Origin of the sequence: Pseudoalteromonas sp. SG43-6 (assembly GCF_014164365.1) — a bacterium.
Classification (GTDB): Bacteria; Pseudomonadota; Gammaproteobacteria; order Enterobacterales; family Alteromonadaceae; genus Pseudoalteromonas; species Pseudoalteromonas rhizosphaerae.
In genome coordinates, this window is sequence record NZ_JACJEZ010000017.1 from 26,976 (window position 1) to 43,174 (window position 16,199).

At 40.1% G+C, this 16,199-nt stretch carries 14 protein-coding genes; 8 read left to right on the forward strand and 6 right to left on the reverse strand.

The window, feature by feature from the left end; genetic code table 11:
- Positions 1-3: 3 nt before the first annotated feature.
- Entirely contained in the window at positions 4-480 is a 477-nt protein-coding gene (locus H5201_RS09060) for a DUF4234 domain-containing protein (RefSeq protein ID WP_182740100.1), read from the reverse strand.
- Positions 481-566: 86 nt separating this feature from the next.
- Here H5201_RS09060 and H5201_RS23545 point away from each other — a divergent pair, with 86 nt between their 5' ends.
- On the forward strand, positions 567-875 hold the full coding sequence (locus H5201_RS23545; RefSeq protein ID WP_182784362.1) for a hypothetical protein: 309 nt from the start codon (positions 567-569) through the stop codon (positions 873-875).
- A gap of 8 nt (positions 876-883) precedes the next feature.
- On the opposite strand, the gene H5201_RS09070 is transcribed toward H5201_RS23545, so the two are convergent.
- Both H5201_RS09070 and H5201_RS09075 read right to left on the reverse strand, forming a co-directional pair.
- Positions 884-3,016: a bifunctional diguanylate cyclase/phosphodiesterase gene (locus H5201_RS09070; protein ID WP_257326390.1), complete on the reverse strand. Its 2,133-nt coding sequence runs from the start codon at positions 3,014-3,016 to the stop codon at positions 884-886.
- A gap of 157 nt (positions 3,017-3,173) precedes the next feature.
- Complete coding sequence (locus H5201_RS09075) at positions 3,174-5,894, reverse strand: insulinase family protein (protein WP_182784338.1); 2,721 nt, start codon at positions 5,892-5,894, stop codon at positions 3,174-3,176.
- Positions 5,895-6,074: 180 nt separating this feature from the next.
- On the opposite strand from H5201_RS09075, the gene sixA reads away from it, so the two are divergent.
- The 4 genes from sixA to H5201_RS09095 all read left to right on the forward strand — a co-directional run bounded on the left by sixA (position 6,075) and on the right by H5201_RS09095 (position 8,196).
- Positions 6,075-6,551 carry a phosphohistidine phosphatase SixA gene (gene sixA / locus H5201_RS09080; protein WP_179959228.1) on the forward strand — a complete coding sequence of 159 codons (477 nt, stop codon included), beginning with the start codon at positions 6,075-6,077 and terminating at the stop codon, positions 6,549-6,551.
- Between the two features lie 74 nt (positions 6,552-6,625).
- Entirely contained in the window at positions 6,626-6,976 is a 351-nt protein-coding gene (locus H5201_RS09085; protein WP_182784340.1) for a RidA family protein, read from the forward strand.
- Entirely contained in the window at positions 6,957-7,430 is a 474-nt protein-coding gene (locus H5201_RS09090) for an ASCH domain-containing protein (protein WP_182784342.1), read from the forward strand. Before H5201_RS09085 ends, H5201_RS09090 begins: the two co-directional genes overlap by 20 nt.
- 28 nt (positions 7,431-7,458) lie before the next feature.
- Positions 7,459-8,196 carry an SDR family oxidoreductase gene (locus H5201_RS09095; protein ID WP_149983026.1) on the forward strand — a complete coding sequence of 246 codons (738 nt, stop codon included), beginning with the start codon at positions 7,459-7,461 and terminating at the stop codon, positions 8,194-8,196.
- Positions 8,197-8,199: 3 nt separating this feature from the next.
- On the opposite strand, the gene H5201_RS09100 is transcribed toward H5201_RS09095, so the two are convergent.
- Together H5201_RS09100 and smrB are read right to left on the reverse strand one after the other, a co-directional pair.
- Positions 8,200-9,123, reverse strand: a complete 924-nt coding sequence (locus tag H5201_RS09100) for an AEC family transporter (RefSeq protein WP_182740102.1) — start codon at positions 9,121-9,123, stop codon at positions 8,200-8,202.
- Between the two features lie 36 nt (positions 9,124-9,159).
- Entirely contained in the window at positions 9,160-9,717 is a 558-nt protein-coding gene (smrB, locus tag H5201_RS09105; RefSeq protein ID WP_145240381.1) for an endonuclease SmrB, read from the reverse strand.
- 147 nt (positions 9,718-9,864) lie between these two features.
- On the opposite strand from smrB, the gene prmB reads away from it, so the two are divergent.
- Positions 9,865-10,800: a 50S ribosomal protein L3 N(5)-glutamine methyltransferase gene (prmB, locus tag H5201_RS09110; RefSeq protein ID WP_145240383.1), complete on the forward strand. Its 936-nt coding sequence runs from the start codon at positions 9,865-9,867 to the stop codon at positions 10,798-10,800.
- A gap of 67 nt (positions 10,801-10,867) precedes the next feature.
- Positions 10,868-11,965 (forward strand): chorismate synthase, encoded by a 1,098-nt coding sequence (gene aroC / locus H5201_RS09115; RefSeq protein WP_145240385.1) that lies wholly within the window; start codon positions 10,868-10,870, stop codon positions 11,963-11,965.
- 81 nt (positions 11,966-12,046) lie between these two features.
- Here the strand turns inward: aroC and H5201_RS09120 are convergent, their stop codons facing one another.
- Entirely contained in the window at positions 12,047-14,056 is a 2,010-nt protein-coding gene (locus H5201_RS09120; RefSeq protein ID WP_182784344.1) for a fused MFS/spermidine synthase, read from the reverse strand.
- 128 nt (positions 14,057-14,184) lie between these two features.
- On the opposite strand from H5201_RS09120, the gene H5201_RS09125 reads away from it, so the two are divergent.
- Complete coding sequence (locus H5201_RS09125) at positions 14,185-16,185, forward strand: winged helix-turn-helix domain-containing protein (protein ID WP_182784346.1); 2,001 nt, start codon at positions 14,185-14,187, stop codon at positions 16,183-16,185.
- Positions 16,186-16,199 lie beyond the last annotated feature (14 nt).

The following is a 16,199-nucleotide window of genomic DNA, read 5'->3' on the forward strand; positions in this document are numbered from 1 at the left end:
TTTTTATTTCTGTTGATCAATTGCTTCGTTAATTTTGTATTGGAAGTAAATTATATTAAAGAAGAAGGTTAAAACGCCATTGAGCTTAACGGGTTCACTACTACCTTTATTGATTAGTTCTGAAATAGAAGAACGTAACGAAAAAATAAAGATTAATCCGACCACGATAGAAGCTAGCGAAATAATAATTGACAACACTGGTAGTACTTCGGTTATAGAGAGAATTAAATTCGCAACGTATAAAGCTAAATAACCATATATCAATCCTTGGCTAATTTGTTTAGTTGCTAATGCATTGGCTTTATTGGTTCTGCTTATTAGCCAATATACACCATAAATTCCAAAAGTAATGACGGCTAAAAAGAACACTCCCCAAGCCGAAAAACGATCAAAATTTAAAACAGGTTTATCTCCGCTTTCATTATTTTTGGTTAGGTTTGCTGCTGGTGCTTCGTATACATTTGAAGTATTTTCTGACATGATATCTCCTAGAAATATTTAATTATCCTTTAAATGTGTATTGCACACGCAAATACACGGGTAGATAATAGCAACAGTAATAGTTTTTGTATATCATTCTTGTTACTGAAAGAATTAAATATTCTGATTTTATTAGTGAAAATAAAGAACTAATTATTGTACATTGCAGGTTAATTTTAAGCGGTATGGGTGTGGTGAATTTGCAATATTTATTGATCAGTGTTGTATCTATTGTCGTTATGTATGCACAGGCAATTAAAAAAGGTATGCCAGTTAAACGCTGGTTGGTGCTAGCAGGGTTGTTAGGCCCCGTTGCATGGTGCTTGTTTAACTTACATTATCGTCGTGCACTAGTGCGCTGTGTTGGTATACAAGCGTGCACATGGCGACCATAGGCTGTCATCTATGCCTGTTGTACTAAACTAAGTGCCGCTTGGTTTTGTTGTTTCTTCAAAAATTCTGTAAATTCAGCTCGCGATAAAGGTTTTGAATAATAGTAGCCTTGCATCGTTTCGCAATTAAGCTCTTTTAAGATTGCAATTTGCTCTGCTTGCTCAACCCCTTCAGCCACCACATGTAAGTCTAAGTTATGTGCAATGGTAACTATTGAGTCAACCATATTACGGCCTCGCTCTGTTTGCATATCATCAATAAACGCTTTATCAACTTTTAGGGTATTAAGTGGAAACTGCTTTAAATATGCAAGTGATGAGTAGCCAGTGCCAAAGTCATCCATGGCTAAATGAATACCACGGGCACTGAGAGAGCGCATGATCGAAATAGCATCTTGTGGGTCGTCCATTACCGTACCTTCCGTAATTTCAAGTTCTAAAAAGTACGATGGCAAGGCGTGATTTTGTAAAATCACATCAATACGAGTAGTTAGATCCGGTAAGCTAAATTGTTTAGCAGACAAGTTTACCGCAACCCGGCCATTAAATAAGCCAGCATCCAGCCAGGCTTTAACATCACGGCATGCTTTATGAAGTACCACTTCACCAATTTCGATGATTTGCCCGGTTTCTTCTGCGATGGGAATGAACACGCCAGGACTAATAATGCCTTTTTTCGGAGTAATAAAACGCACTAAGGCTTCCATTCCAGTGAATTTACCGGTGCGGATATTCATTTTTGGTTGGTAGTAAACTTCAAAATGATCTTCTTTTAAACCAAATCGCATTAAGTTTTCAATTTGCAGGCGTTTTACTGCTTGGCGGTTCATGGTGTCGTTAAAGAATAAGTAGCTATTACCTTTCTTTTTCGCATGGTACATCGCAGTATCGGCATTTTTAAGCAGTAGTTCTGGGGTATTGCCATCTTCTGGGAATAACACAATGCCGACACTTGAAGTGATCACTAATTCGTGACCTGCCATTTTAAATGGCGTGGCAATGGCGGCTAAAAACTGTTTTGCCATTCTGGTAATGGTATGAATATCGTTAGTGCCAGACATAACTAAGGCAAATTCATCGCCACCTAAGCGGTAAAACACATCTTTTTCACGGGTGAGTTTACTCAACCGCATTGCTAGTTTTGCCAGTAAACTGTCGCCTAGTTGATGCCCTAATGAGTCATTAATTTTTTTAAAGTTATCTAAATCGAATACTAGTAATGCATGGTGGCTGTCTTGTTTTGCCAGTTTTTTAAGATCGGTAAAAAATAAATTTCGGTTAGGTAAGCCAGTTGTACGATCGCGATTTGATAAGTTATGTAGTTGTGATTCGGCTTTTTTACGCTCGGTTAAATCTGAATATACAATGACATAGTTACAAATTTGATTATGTTCATTCTTAATTTCATCGATTGAGATTTCAATCGGTAGTAGTTTTCGCTCACTGTTGCGCAGTTTTACTTCTTGTTGCCAATGGTCGGTAAGACGAACAGTATTTTTAATATCATCAATATAACTTTGCTCGTAACCTGGCAAGGTAAATGGCTTGTTTAAATAGTTATCTCGGTTCCCACCAAATTGCGATAAAAAGCTGGGATTAAGATCAACCAGGTTAAAGTTTTTATCGTAAATGGCTAATGCATCAGTGAGTGATTCAACACATTTAGCGAATAAGTTAAGGCGTGCCTCGGTTGATTTTAATTGCGTGATATCGCGTACCGTGCCAGTCATTCTTAGCGGGTTTAAATTGGTGTCTTTTTCAATGATTTTGCCTCTGTCGAGTACCCAATGCCAGCGATCAAAGCTATCTTTAATGCGATAGCTGGCTTCAAAGAAAGCGGTTTGCTCCGCAAAGTGTTGCTTTAACAGTAATTCAACTTGCGCTATATCATTAGGGTGAATAAGGGCTTTATTAGGTGGAACATCAATGATGGTATTTCTATCCATCATGTATTTATCGTTAATGCGCAGTACTTCACCAGTTTTGATATTCCAATCCCAAAGTGTGTCACCACTGCCTTCAACCGTGCTTTTTAAACGCCGTTCAGAAATACATAATTGGCGTCGTGAGCGGCGTAATTTGTAGATTGTGAATAATAAGTAAGGCAGCACTAACGTAACAAATGCACTCGGTAAATAAAGCATTAAAGTTTGCTGATCGACTAATTGCTCGCTATAGCCCAATGGGCTAAAGCAGAGTAATAATGAGGCGAATATGAATGTGTTGAATATTATTTTTATTATTATCATAGGGCACTTCTGTATTTTGCACTTGATAATCTAATTGAAGCACGGTGTTGTGTCAAAGAGAATGAGAAGAAATCAGCTTTTTTGTCGTTTTGTTTATTTTAGGTACGCTTAGTAGCTCATATCTTGGTCTATGTTCTGCAAATGTCTCGCGAATATAAGTAACTATCTGTGCAAGACTAAGGTTTTCCAATGCTTCTAACAATTTTTGTTGCATATGAAAGTGATGATCTTGATTACCAATGGCAAGCCACAAGCGTTGTGAACGCAGCCGGAGGTTTTTATCTTTTTCGGCGATGTGGGTGGTTAAGCCATGTTTTTGTTGCTGCCATTGCTCTTCATTTAATTGCTCTAATGAAGCAAGGAATTGCTCAAGAAACGCATTATGACGCTCAAAAATCGCGGTTGCACTGTAGTTAGGTGACTGCACGTAGAAGGCGATGCCCGCACGAGTATTAAAGGGCGCATAACCTGCGCCCACTAGGTAGCCTAACTGTTGTTTGGTACGAAGTTCATTAAAGTAATCTTGATTAATAAGATGGTTTAGCGCCATCATTTTTACTTTTTCAACAACGTCATCGGTTTGTGCTTGGTAATAAATAACCATCGCATGATCGCTACAATTTAGGGTCAGTTGCGAGCGGGTTATTTTGTCTATTTCAAATAACGGTCGCGTCAAATCTTCGATAGTCGCTGATTTGGCTAAGTGGTGAGCCACTTTCTTTTGAAACTCTATCGCATCACTTTCGCGCCAATTACCATGTAAAAATGATTCAACATGCAAGGCATTGAAAAATTCGCGACGAAAACAATTAAATTGATGAAAGCTGGTATCTTTAAGTGCAACAGCAAGTTGTTCTGGTTCTGGGTTCCACGGCATTATTTTAGCGCCAAGTACACTAAATAACTCGCCAACGGGTTTATTTTGATTACTGTTACGCCAATGACGGACTAACTGTTTTTTATACTCAGCAAAACGTTTGGCGCAAATATCGACATTGAATAAAGCTTCAAGTAACTCATCAACTAATTCTAATTGGCTCGATGAGAGCCCCGCAGTGTGCAAGGTTAAGCCACCTTGATGTGACGTTAAATGGTAACTTAAACCGGCTAGTTCTGCTGGGTAAAACTGCTCTGCAACACTGTCCATAAATAAATCCGCAAATAAGCGCGTCAGTGCCATATGCTTAATATCTTTAACGGCAAAATCTGAGTCCATTGCTAAATAAAAATGGCCTTTGGCAACTCGAAAAGTGTTGTCTTGCTTGAACCAAAAATCAAACCCCGGCTCTTTTACTAGTAGTTGTGGCTTTGACTGCGGTTGCTCAACATCGTACAGCGACACTTCCTTAGTCAAATAAGGGTTGGCAGTAGGCAGCAGCATTTCAGGTAATGGGGTATTAATCTCACATAATGCTTCAAGCCAGCAGCTCGAAATGCTTTCGATCCGATAGGGGGTATGATACCACTGAGTGGTATGTTCAGGCTCAACGTCTGGGTGGATCAACACTAAGCGCATATTATGTGGGGTTAACCATTGCATTGCGGTTTGGTGCGCGGTTTGATTAAAGCCATCCATCAGGTAGTCACCTTGCACATAATTGGCTTCATCATAGTGCTGCATATTAATACTTAGGTTACTAACCCAATCGATCAATCGCGCTTTTTCTTGGTTATCAAAGGCAATTTGCAATAAGTTCTTTTTATCTTGGTATAAGCGTGGCAACTTTTCGATGTTTTGATTAATTAAACAAATATACTCAAACACCATTTCTACAATGTCTTCATAATATTCAATGCCTTCGTCGGTCAATGCCATGCTGATATTAAAATCTTTAAAGTTACTGCCGTTAATACCACCTCCCGCAGAGAGGGCGTTGATCCAACCTTGTGCTTTTAAAATAGAATACAGCGAGCCTTGACCTTCGTAACCTAATAAGTGGGCAATAAAACTCACTGTTTTGTGGCGATAAAACTCATCAATATTTGGCATGGCAAAACTAACAATAAGTTTTTGCATGTGTTTATGCGGCTCTATATGCAGCACTTTACAAAGATCTTGTGAACGATATAGCGATGCAGCAATAACAGGCTTTGCTTTAGGTTGACCTTTAATATCACTAAACAGGGTATTAACCCATTGCGCCATAGTGTCAATTTCTGCATCAGCGCAGATCACTAGGCTCATCCACTGGGCTTGATAATGGGTGTTAAAAAAATCTCGCAATTCTTTGCTTACACAGCCATTACGATCCGCTAAGGTTTGCTGATTACCCACTGAAAATTTAGCAAATGGATGAGCAGGATTAACGGTTTCTTTGTGTGCTTGATAGATGCGTCGGCCATCGTCTTTTATTTTTAATTTAAATTCAGCATCAATGGCATTACGTTCTTTTTCAGTTTCGCCAGGGTTGAGAGAAGGTGCAATAAAAAACCGGCTAAATTGGCTCAGTGCTTGTGCAAACTCTTGATTGTTAATATCGAAGAAATAACACGTGTGCTCGGTGCCGGTCCATGCGTTGGTGTTGCCACCGGATTGGGAAACAAAATTACCAAACCCGCCGGATTCCGGAAATTGGTCTGTGCCTAAAAAAAGCATATGCTCTAAAAAGTGCGCGAGCCCTTGTCTATCAACAGGATCGTCAAAGTGACCAGCATTCACGGCCATCGATGCAGCGGCTTTAGTTGAATCTTTATCTTGCACTAACAGGACTTTTAGACCATTGTCCAGTGTGAGGGCACGGTATGTTCTGTTATCATTGCGGCTGATATTCAAATGATGCTCCTGAAACGTTAAGTTTACTCGTTAACAACAATGATAACTTCAGGGCTGCGATTAAATTGCTTGGCGATTTTTACCTGAATATCATAAGCGAAATGTGTGACGTTGTTTTAATATAGCGGACAAACAGGCAAACTGGCTACTGTTTTATATTCTTTAATCGGTTGATTTTTTATGAAAACAATCTTAATAATGCGCCACGGCGAAGCAACACCGATGCAAGCTGACGATGCAAGTAGAAATTTGACCTCGGTTGGCCAACAACAGGCCGAAAAAATGGGTTTATGGTTGCAAGCAACACATACCCCAACGGCATTGTTAGTAAGCCCTTACATTCGTGCTCAGCAAACAGCGGAAGGAGTAAAAAAGCATAACGCTTTTTTATTCGAAGAAACTTGCAGCGATATAATCCCTGAAGGCAATCCACAAATTGCCGCCGATTATCTAGAAACTCTCATCGCGATGCATCCACAATGCGATACCTGGTTGGTCGTAGCTCACATGCCAATAGTTAGTTATTTAGTTGACCAATTGAGTGCTGGGAATATGCCGATATTTAACACTGGAGCGGTTGCCGTATTGAGTTACGATGAAAGTCGCCATAAAAGCCAATACCTCAGTATTCATGCACCTAATAACGTAGCAGTTTAGCCTCATACCCAAACCTTGCGTTCCTTTTTAAATTTGCTAAATTAGCGACACACTAATTTAGCAAAGACAATTTTATGACAATTGAACGTATTCAAACCGCAACTCGCATGAGTCGTATCGTTAAGCACAATGGTACGGTGTACTTATGTGGCCAAGTATGTGCTGACGCAGAGCAGGGCATCACCGAACAAACGCAAACTATGCTTGATAAAGTTGAGTTACTTTTAAATGAGGCGGGAAGTTCAAAAGAGCATATGCTCAGCGCCACTATTTATGTAAAAAGCATGGATTACTTTGCCGATATGAATGCGGTTTGGGATGCGTGGGTACCAGCAGATCATGCGCCTGCACGTGCCTGCGTAGAAGCTAAAATGGCCCGCGATGCTTTGTTAGTTGAGATTTCAGTTGTTGCTGCAATCAAGTAACCCCCAAGCAATTGAACGACTTATAAATGAATTTAATCACGCCTACAGTCGTTCAATCACAAAGCTCCCGGTTTGGCACTTTTGTGATAATCAAATTGATGCCGATGAATGTGCAGCACTGGTTTTAAAGGGCATAAAGCAAGCAACTACAACATCACTTTATTGGTTTGAGCATAGTAAAGAAGCGCTCCCCAAAGTTGGTGATTTAGCCATTTTCACTAACTGGCATGGTGAGCCTTTAGGGGTTATTGAAACAATGAGTGTCGCAATCGTGCCTTACAACGAAATAACCGCTGAATATGCGGCGTTAGAAGGTGAAGGAGATAAAAGCCTTCACTATTGGCGAAAAGTGCACTGGACGTATTATCAGCGGGAACTTGCCGAAACTAAATTTGAACGTAGTAATATGATGCCCTTAGTTTGTGAACAATTTAAATTGGTTTATATGGCGTAATATTATTTTGTATAGATAAGGACAGACTATGAAATCTAACCCAGTAGTACTTATAACCGGAGCAAGCCGAGGAATTGGTGCTGCAACCGCAATTTATTTTGCTAGTCACGGTTATGATGTTTGTATTAATTATAAAACGGATCAACACAGCGCAGAAAAAATAGCAGAGCAAGCACGCGGCTTTGCTGTAAAAGCCGAAATAGTGCAAGCCGATGTGTCTGATGAAACGCAAGTGCTGACCCTGTTTACAAAAGTAGATGAGTTATTTGGCAAATTAGATGTGCTTATAAATAATGCAGGTATTTTGAAACCGCAAATGCCATTACTTGAGATGGGAGCCTCACGTATAAATGAAGTGCTAACCACCAATGTAACAAGCGCTTTTTTATGTGCCCGTGAAGCGATTAAGCGAATGCCCAGTGGCGGCAGTATAGTTAATGTATCATCGGCAGCGGCTAAAACCGGTTCACCAAATGAATATATTGATTATGCCGCATCTAAAGGAGCAATGGACACGTTAACCATTGGTTTAGCCAAAGAAGTAGCCAAGTTAGGTATTCGTGTTAACTCAGTGCGCCCAGGATTAATTTACACCGATATGCACCGCGATGGTGGTGAAGTAAATCGGGTGGAGCGTCTTAAAGACAAGCTGCCATTGGGCCGAGGTGGACAACCTGAGGAAGTTGCCGCTGCAATTTACTTTTTAGCCTCTGAGCAGGCATCGTTTACCACAGGTAGCTTTGTTGATGTAGCTGGCGGTTTGTAAAGGTTAAAGCAATACCGATAACCAAAAACTAAAGCTAATCACACTTAAAACCGTTGACAGTACAACTGCACCGGCTAATGTCACCTGATGTTGACCTATTTGACTGGCAATAAGGTAAGCATTTACACCAACCGGTGAGGCGCTTAATAGCACTAACACGTTCAAAATCTCTCTATCTAATTCAAATGCGTATGCACCGATTAAAAATACCCCAGCAGGAAGTAAAAAAATCTTCATTAACGAGGCGATTAATGCGGGTTGCCAGTTAGCTGCAATTTTGTAAAACGCTAAGTTGGCGCCTAATACAAATAACGCGCAGGCAATGGCGGGGGTCGCTAAAAGCTCTAAACTCTTTGCTAGGTTATCAAACAAAACAATGCCGCTGACATTTAATATTAGTCCGCAGCCGATGCTCAATACAATCGGATTCAGTACCATGCTCTTAGCAAAACTTGACCATGAAAATGCATGTTCGCTGCCCTTTGCGCCGATTAAATAGGTGAGTGCAAACAGCAATGTGCTATGAAAGGTAATGATCATAAAAGCGATGGCGATCATTTCTTTGCCAAGGGATGCAATGATGATAGGAATGCCCACCAACACCATGTTTGAGTAACTCGACGCTAAGCCAAATACACTGTGTTGTTGATAATTTTTTTGCTTAGCTAAATAACAGCGGTCAACCAAAATACCTAAGGCAAATACGCTCAGTACAGGAATATAAAAACTCAGAAAGGCCGATAAACTAATACTTTGCTGTAAATCGATTTGCGACATATTTAAAAATAAAAATGCCGGCAGGCTAATGTAAAAAGTAAACTTACTTAGCCCTGCAATGTGTTGCTGTTCAAAAAACTTTAATTTACAACAACTAAAACCAAGCGCAACAATGAAAATCAGCGGAAAGATGATAGAGAAAATATGCACTGCACTGTTGCCTTGAAATAGGGATAACGTTAACGCTTAGCGTCTAAATTCATCACTTTGTGGTAAGTTTATTAAAATAAGTACCGCACCTTTACCACCGTATTCAAGTGGCGCTTGGTGTATTGCTATGACATCTGGATGCTGTACTAAATATTGCGGCACTTTGTGTCTGAGTATATGTCCACCAATACCATGTACTACACACGCACAGTAGTAATGCTTCTTTTTGCACTCATGGATCAGTCCTGCGAGTTCATCTTTTGCCAACTCCTTATTTAAACCATGTAAATCAAGGGTTAAATCAGGTACAAAGTCACCTCGGCGTAACTGCTTTGCTAAAAAACGATCTTGACCGTCTTGCACATAATTAACCGTTCCGTTGGTATCAATATCTGGCACATATTCATCAGAAAAGAAAAATTCTGCCTGATGTTGCTTTTTTTGCTGGGCAAACAGCTTAGCTTGTGAGATTTTAGGTTTGTTAGCAAAGCGATGCGTGTCTTGTTTAAATACACGGGCACCATTAATACTTTGACGAAACATATCGATGTCGTCAGGGCTAATATCTGCGTTTGAGAGAGGATCTTTTTTCATAGCGGCAGTCTAAACAAAAAAACGCTAGAAATCGAGTGAAAACAGAGTAAAAACTGTGTAAAAAAGCGTTACAATAGGGCAATCATGGGGCCTTAATTGCGCCTCGATTGAATTGATATTTTCTAAAGCAGCAGGTAGATAACGAATATGAGCGAATTATTAATAGAAGAAGCAACCTTAGATGAAGCTGTAGCAGAACTGTCAACGTTACACGATTGGCTACGGTGGACCACGAGTCAATTTGCCAGCAGTGGTATTTTCTTTGGTCATGGAACTGATAACGCATGGGATGAAGCAGTCAACTTGTTACTGCCCGCGTTAAGCTTACCCATTGATGCACCAAAAGAATTAATGCATGCCCGGTTAACTAGCACCGAAAAAAACCGCCTTGCGGGATTAATTGCAGAACGTATAAATGATTTCACGCCAGTACCTTATCTGACTAATATTGCATGGTTTGCTAATATGCCATTTTATGTCGATGAGCGCGTATTAATCCCACGTTCACCTTTTGCAGAGTTAATACATAATCGCTTTTCACCTTGGCTAGCTGAGCCTGAATCGGTAAATCGTATTTTAGATTTATGTACCGGTTCTGGTTGTATCGCGATTGCATTAGCACAAACTTTTGCAGAAGCGCAGGTTGATGCCGTTGATATTTCTTATGAAGCACTCGAAGTTGCTGATATCAATATCACTGATTATCAGTTAAGTGACCGTGTATTACCTATTCAATCCGACGTATTCAGCGGTGTACCAGGGCAGAAATATGACCTGATCGTGGCAAACCCTCCGTATGTAGACGCCGAAGATATGGCTGATTTACCGCGTGAGTTCCACCATGAGCCAGAGCTTGGTTTAGCATCAGGCCATGATGGTCTTGATGTAACCCGTACTATTTTGAGTGAAGCGGCCGATCATCTAACTGATAACGGTTTGTTATTTGTCGAAGTTGGTAATTCTATGGTACACATGGATGCCCTTTATCCAAATGCGCCTTTTGAATGGGTTGAGTTTGAGCAAGGTGGATTTGGCGTATTTGTGATCAGCAAAAAACAACTCGTTGCATATTTCGCAGACTGATCACCACAAAAATCAAAGCCGAGCCTCAGGCTCGGTACTTAGTAGTCATTAGGAATGAGGAAAGTTAATGGCAGGTAATAGCATAGGGCAGTTATTTAAAGTGTCCACCTTTGGCGAAAGCCACGGCGTCGCCTTAGGCGGTGTTGTGGATGGCACGCCAGCAGGCCTTGAAATCACTGAGGCAGATTTACAAATCGATTTAGATAGGCGTAAACCAGGGCAAAGCCGTTACACTACGCAGCGCCGTGAGAGTGATCAAATTAAAATTTTAGCGGGTGTTTTTGAAGGTAAAACCACCGGAACCAGTATTGGTTTATTAATTGAAAATACCGACCAACGTTCACAAGATTATGGCAAAATTAAAGACGTATTTCGCCCAGGTCATGGTGACTACACGTACTGGCATAAATACGGCCTACGCGATTATCGCGGTGGTGGCCGTTCATCTGCTCGCGAAACCGCTATTCGTGTTGCCGCAGGTGCGATTGCTAAAAAGTATCTAAAGCAATTTCATGGTATTGAAGTACGCGCGTGCTTGAGCCAACTTGGGCCAATTAAAGCTGAAAATTACGATTGGGATGAAGTTGAAAATAATCTTTTCTTTTTCCCAGATGCAAGCAAGTTAGACGCGCTTGACGACTATATGCGCGACCTTAAAAAACAAGGTGACTCAGTCGGCGCGAAAGTAAAAGTAGTGGCTAAGAATGTACCTGTTGGTTTAGGTGAGCCGGTATTTGACCGCCTTGATGCAGAACTTGCCCACTCACTGATGAGTATTAACGCAGTAAAAGGCGTTGAAATTGGCGACGGCTTTGATGTGGTTGAGCAAAAAGGCTCTGAGCATCGTGATGAGTTAACCCCTGATGGCTTTACCTCAAATCATGCCGGTGGGGTGCTTGCAGGTATCTCTACAGGGCAAGATATAATCGCGTCAATTGCACTCAAACCGACATCAAGTATTACGATCCCCGGTAATAGTATTAACACGAGTAATGAATCGGTTGAGATGATCACCAAAGGCCGTCACGACCCATGTGTTGGCATTCGTGCAATCCCGATTGCCGAGGCGATGATGGCCATTACTTTAATGGATCATTTACTACGTCAACGTGGTCAAAACCCGCATGTTCATCATGAGCATGGGCCAATAAATGGCTCTGTTTAGGGTTTAGTTAAAAGCATTTAGAATTATTTAAAAGCGCGATGTTAATCGCGCTTTTTTGTTGTGGTTATTTTAAGATAGACATCAAAGTTTCAGGAGCGGGATCAGGCTGTGTTTTTGATCTGTCCATTGCGCCAAATGTACTGTTGAATAAGGTGTTATCGGTGATAAGTCTGTCATGGTTATCGAATTTAAAAATGCTTGGTTATTCGTCATTACGACCCATTGTGAGCCTAACTGCGTACCGCTATAGTTAAATTTGATCAGAGATTTATCGAAGCGCTTACTGTGAGCTTGGAGCACTGGCATCAAATCAATATGATTATTGGATATATGGATAATTAATAAGCCGCCTTTTGTTAGTCGCTGCCAATATAACTGAAAAGCTTCCTCAGTCAGTAAATGGGTAGGAATAACATCACTTGAAAAAGCATCAATAATTAACGCATTCATTAACGGTGCATTATTTTTTTGCTCTTCAGTTAAGGTGATTCTGCCATCGCCAATAGCCACATCAATGCGTGCAGGACTATCTGTTAAATATGAAAAATAATTCATGGCCATGTTATAAACCGCAGGGTTAAGTTCATAAAAGCGGATTTTATCGAACTTATCGCCAAACTTTGCTAAAACTCCAGCACCTAAACCAATAATACCTATATTTAAATCTTGTTGCTTTTTTAATGCTGACAATGATTTAGCGATACCAGTATGGTGATGGTAATAGCTGTTTGTGAGTTCAGTTTGTTTATTAAGTGGCTGTGAGCCATGAATCGTTGTGCCATCGATTAGGCGTCGTTCAGCAAGATCAGACGTTGTAATGTCTTTGACAGTGACATAACCGTAAAAATTTCTCTCAGACGCTAAGTTGTATTGATTAAAATTAACAAAAAGATAGCTATATCCTGTGCCCCAAATAACCAGCGTAGCCAGTAAAGCTATTTTATAGCAAGAGGACGTTTTCGTCGTCTGGGTGAGTAGCGTGTATATAAATAATGAAAGCGCTACAGCTAACGCCACAATGAATTCTGTTATTTGTTCAAACAGTAGCGGTGCGACTAAGGCACTGAGTAAACTGCCGATCACTCCTCCTAAAGCGATATATAAATAAAATACAGTAAGCAGTGAGCCATCTGGCGCGAGTTTTCGAAGTTCACCATGACAGATCATACAAACAATGAATAAAATAAAGCTGTAGATCACCAGTTGAGCTAAAGCATTAAATTGGCTGCCAAGGAAAAACATCATCAGCCCTGCGAATGCGCTAAATATTAATAAGTACGTCCAATGGGCGCGATTATAGCTTTTTGCGGATGCAAACGCATAACTGAAGGTCAGCAAATATATTACCAATGGTAAAGCCCATATCAGAGGCATAGGCGGGATGTTGATGCTGATCATCTGAGTTGTCGCGATCAACATCATTGAACTGGTTGCTGAGAACGCAATCCACAGCCAATTAGGTTTGACGAGCAAAGTCGTTTTTGACTTAGTAATAGCTTTATCAGCGATACTGCCATTACTAAATAATACATAAATTAGGCACAATAACAGTATACAGTATGCAAATAACCCCACTGTCCAATAGCTCTTTTGCTCATCGATTGAAAATAAAACTTCAAAAATAAATGGGTAACTCAGCAAAGCAAGTAGTGAACCCAGATTCGAAAGCGAATACCATTGATAAGGTACAGTCATAGCGGTCGATTCAATATACCAGCGCTGCAATAGTACGCTGGTGGCACTTAGTAACATAAAGACTAAGCCAACCTGTAAAAACAATTTAGCAATCACTGACCACGCTGGTGTTAGTGATAAAAATAGACTGACTTCCATTGTGTTAAAAGTAATGATGCTCGATACAGCCACTAACAATGTGTGTATAAATAATTGTCGTTTGAGCTGATAACGGCTTAACAAATGAGCATATAAATAGCCGAGTAACAGCATGCTTTGATAAAAAAATAGGCTGGTTGACCAAACCGAAGCGCCACCGCCAAACTCGGGTAGTAGCTCTTTAGATAAGATAGGTTGAATTTGAAAGAGTAGAAACGCGCTCACAAAAATAATGAATGTCGATAATATCCGTTGCATCTTTTTTATTACTTAGTAAATGGTGCCTAACCATTAACTGAACTAATTAATGCGGCAATGTAATAACCCTTGAGTTTATCTTAAGAAAATCTTAATCTATGATTTGTATGAATTTATTGGAGTTGTAAGTGGGTAGGTTTCGAATCGGGAATTTTGACGTCGATGTTAGCCGTGGTAAAATTTCCTCAGCTGAAGGCGTACAAATTGTCGAACCTAAGGTTATGGATGTGCTCCAATTTTTGTACTCTCATAGGGGCAATGTGGTAAGCCAGGAAGAAATTTTTGCAGCTGTGTGGCCTAATTCAGTGTTTAGCCCAAGTAATGTGCAACGCAATATTGCACTGCTTAGGAAAGCATTAAATGAAGATTCTAAAAATCCACAATTCATCATTACCCACCCGAAACGGGGTTATTGCCTTGAGCTTAACGAACAAACACGTTCTCACTGTGTAAAGTGGCCGTTGTTGGCTTTTATTGCCGTGACAATTGTATGTTTGGTTGGTGGTTGGTGCGCATTTGCAACGCAGGTTGTTAAAACTGATTTCTCTGCGTTGGTGCCTGTAACATCAAATGAAGCCAATGAATCCTCTCAATCGCAATCTAATAACGGCAATTATTTAGCATTTGTTCGCGGTGACAATGATAATCAGCATATCTGGCTAAAAGAATTAACGACAGGTAAAGAGGTACAATTATCCCAGCACCCATCGACCTACTATAGTCTAGGCTGGAGTCCGGATAATCGCGCATTGGCTTTTATAGAAAAACAAAATGATGTTAGCCAATTAGCGTATTTTAATTTAGACATGGTAACTCTAACGAGTTTAAATTACGCCAACGTACTGGAATTTAAAGAATATTTAGTTACCAGCCAGCAATTGCAATGGACTAATAACAATCAGGTTTATTTTATTGAGCGACGAAAACATAAAAATGATACGCAGCTTTCGACCGTCAATATAGAAACTAAACAAAAACAGGTAATCAAAGCCTCAATGGGTCAAGACTGGTTAAAGTTACATGCGTTGTCGCCAGATCAAACGCAACTAGCGCTTGGTTATGAAGCAGGACAAAATAACTACCGTATTGAAATACTGAATTTAACGGATAATAGTAGTAAAACAATTGCCGTTATTGAAGATGGTATTCAGGGGCTTAGTTGGCACCCAAGTGGTGAATACTTGCTGATAAGCAACACAAATAATCTATTACTTATTGATCGTCAGGGCAACTCAACTGATATCGAATTTAATAATTATCAAGTTATTCGAGATGCTGCATTCACGCCATCTGGTGAGGAGATATTGATGGAGCTTGTAAATATTGATGTTGATATTTTGCGTGCAACTAGTGCAACACCTCAGCAGTATGAAAAGCTCGTCGATACCTCGTCGGTTGATTTTTTGCCGGTATTCTCACCTGATTCAACTAAGTTTGTCTTTGAATCCCATCGTTTTGGTTTAAAACAGCTATTTTTATATGAGCAAGGTAAACAAACGCTGATTTTTGCAAACCCTAATAATGAAGAACTGTTTGGGGTTGTTTGGTCAAAAAATGGCGAAGAAGTGATCACCGCAAGCAAAGATAAACTGTTTCGAATTGATTTAAAAAGTGGCGATTATCAAGAAATAGCCCACCATCATCATTCGTTTTATCTCAGAGAGAAGTTTTATAATGAAGATGCGATCTTGGTTTCATATCGCGCTGACGATGGCGTTACATTTCACCCAGCAAAATTAGACATGCAAACATTAAGTTTATCGCCATTCACTGGCCAAGGAGAGCGGCTGGCTTGTTATGCAATGGCTTTAGACAAACACGATCAGATTTATTTTTCAAATAACAAACAGGTATTTCGACTCGATCAAGATGGCAATTTTGCTCAAGTATGGCACGCAGATGATAGTGATATTATTGGTCTGGCGGTCGATGAGCAAACGTTGAGTATTACCTTAGAGCAAGAAGATGGTTATGAGCTTAATATGTTTGATTTACAAAGCGCTCACTCAGAAATACGCCATATCGCGAACGAGAAAGGTAATATGTTAATTAATGCTTCACACGATAATACGCAACTTTTATATCTTACTGAGCCAAAGCGAAAACGCACCTTAGTAAGGCTGCGATAGTCTTTAAAACCCAA

Excerpts from the sequence above, each read along its gene's own strand:
- H5201_RS09070 (WP_257326390.1), bottom strand. The coding sequence starts at position 3,016 with ATGCTTTATTTACCGAGTGCATTTGTTACGTTAGTGCTGCCTTACTTA.
- H5201_RS09095 (WP_149983026.1), top strand. The coding sequence starts at position 7,459 with ATGAAATCTAACCCAGTAGTACTTATAACCGGAGCAAGCCGAGGAATT.
- prmB (WP_145240383.1), top strand. The coding sequence starts at position 9,865 with ATGAGCGAATTATTAATAGAAGAAGCAACCTTAGATGAAGCTGTAGCA.
- H5201_RS09085 (WP_182784340.1), top strand. The coding sequence starts at position 6,626 with ATGACAATTGAACGTATTCAAACCGCAACTCGCATGAGTCGTATCGTT.
- H5201_RS09060 (WP_182740100.1), bottom strand. The coding sequence starts at position 480 with ATGTCAGAAAATACTTCAAATGTATACGAAGCACCAGCAGCAAACCTA.
- sixA (WP_179959228.1), top strand. The coding sequence starts at position 6,075 with ATGAAAACAATCTTAATAATGCGCCACGGCGAAGCAACACCGATGCAA.
- H5201_RS09120 (WP_182784344.1), bottom strand. The coding sequence starts at position 14,056 with ATGCAACGGATATTATCGACATTCATTATTTTTGTGAGCGCGTTTCTA.
- smrB (WP_145240381.1), bottom strand. The coding sequence starts at position 9,717 with ATGAAAAAAGATCCTCTCTCAAACGCAGATATTAGCCCTGACGACATC.
- aroC (WP_145240385.1), top strand. The coding sequence starts at position 10,868 with ATGGCAGGTAATAGCATAGGGCAGTTATTTAAAGTGTCCACCTTTGGC.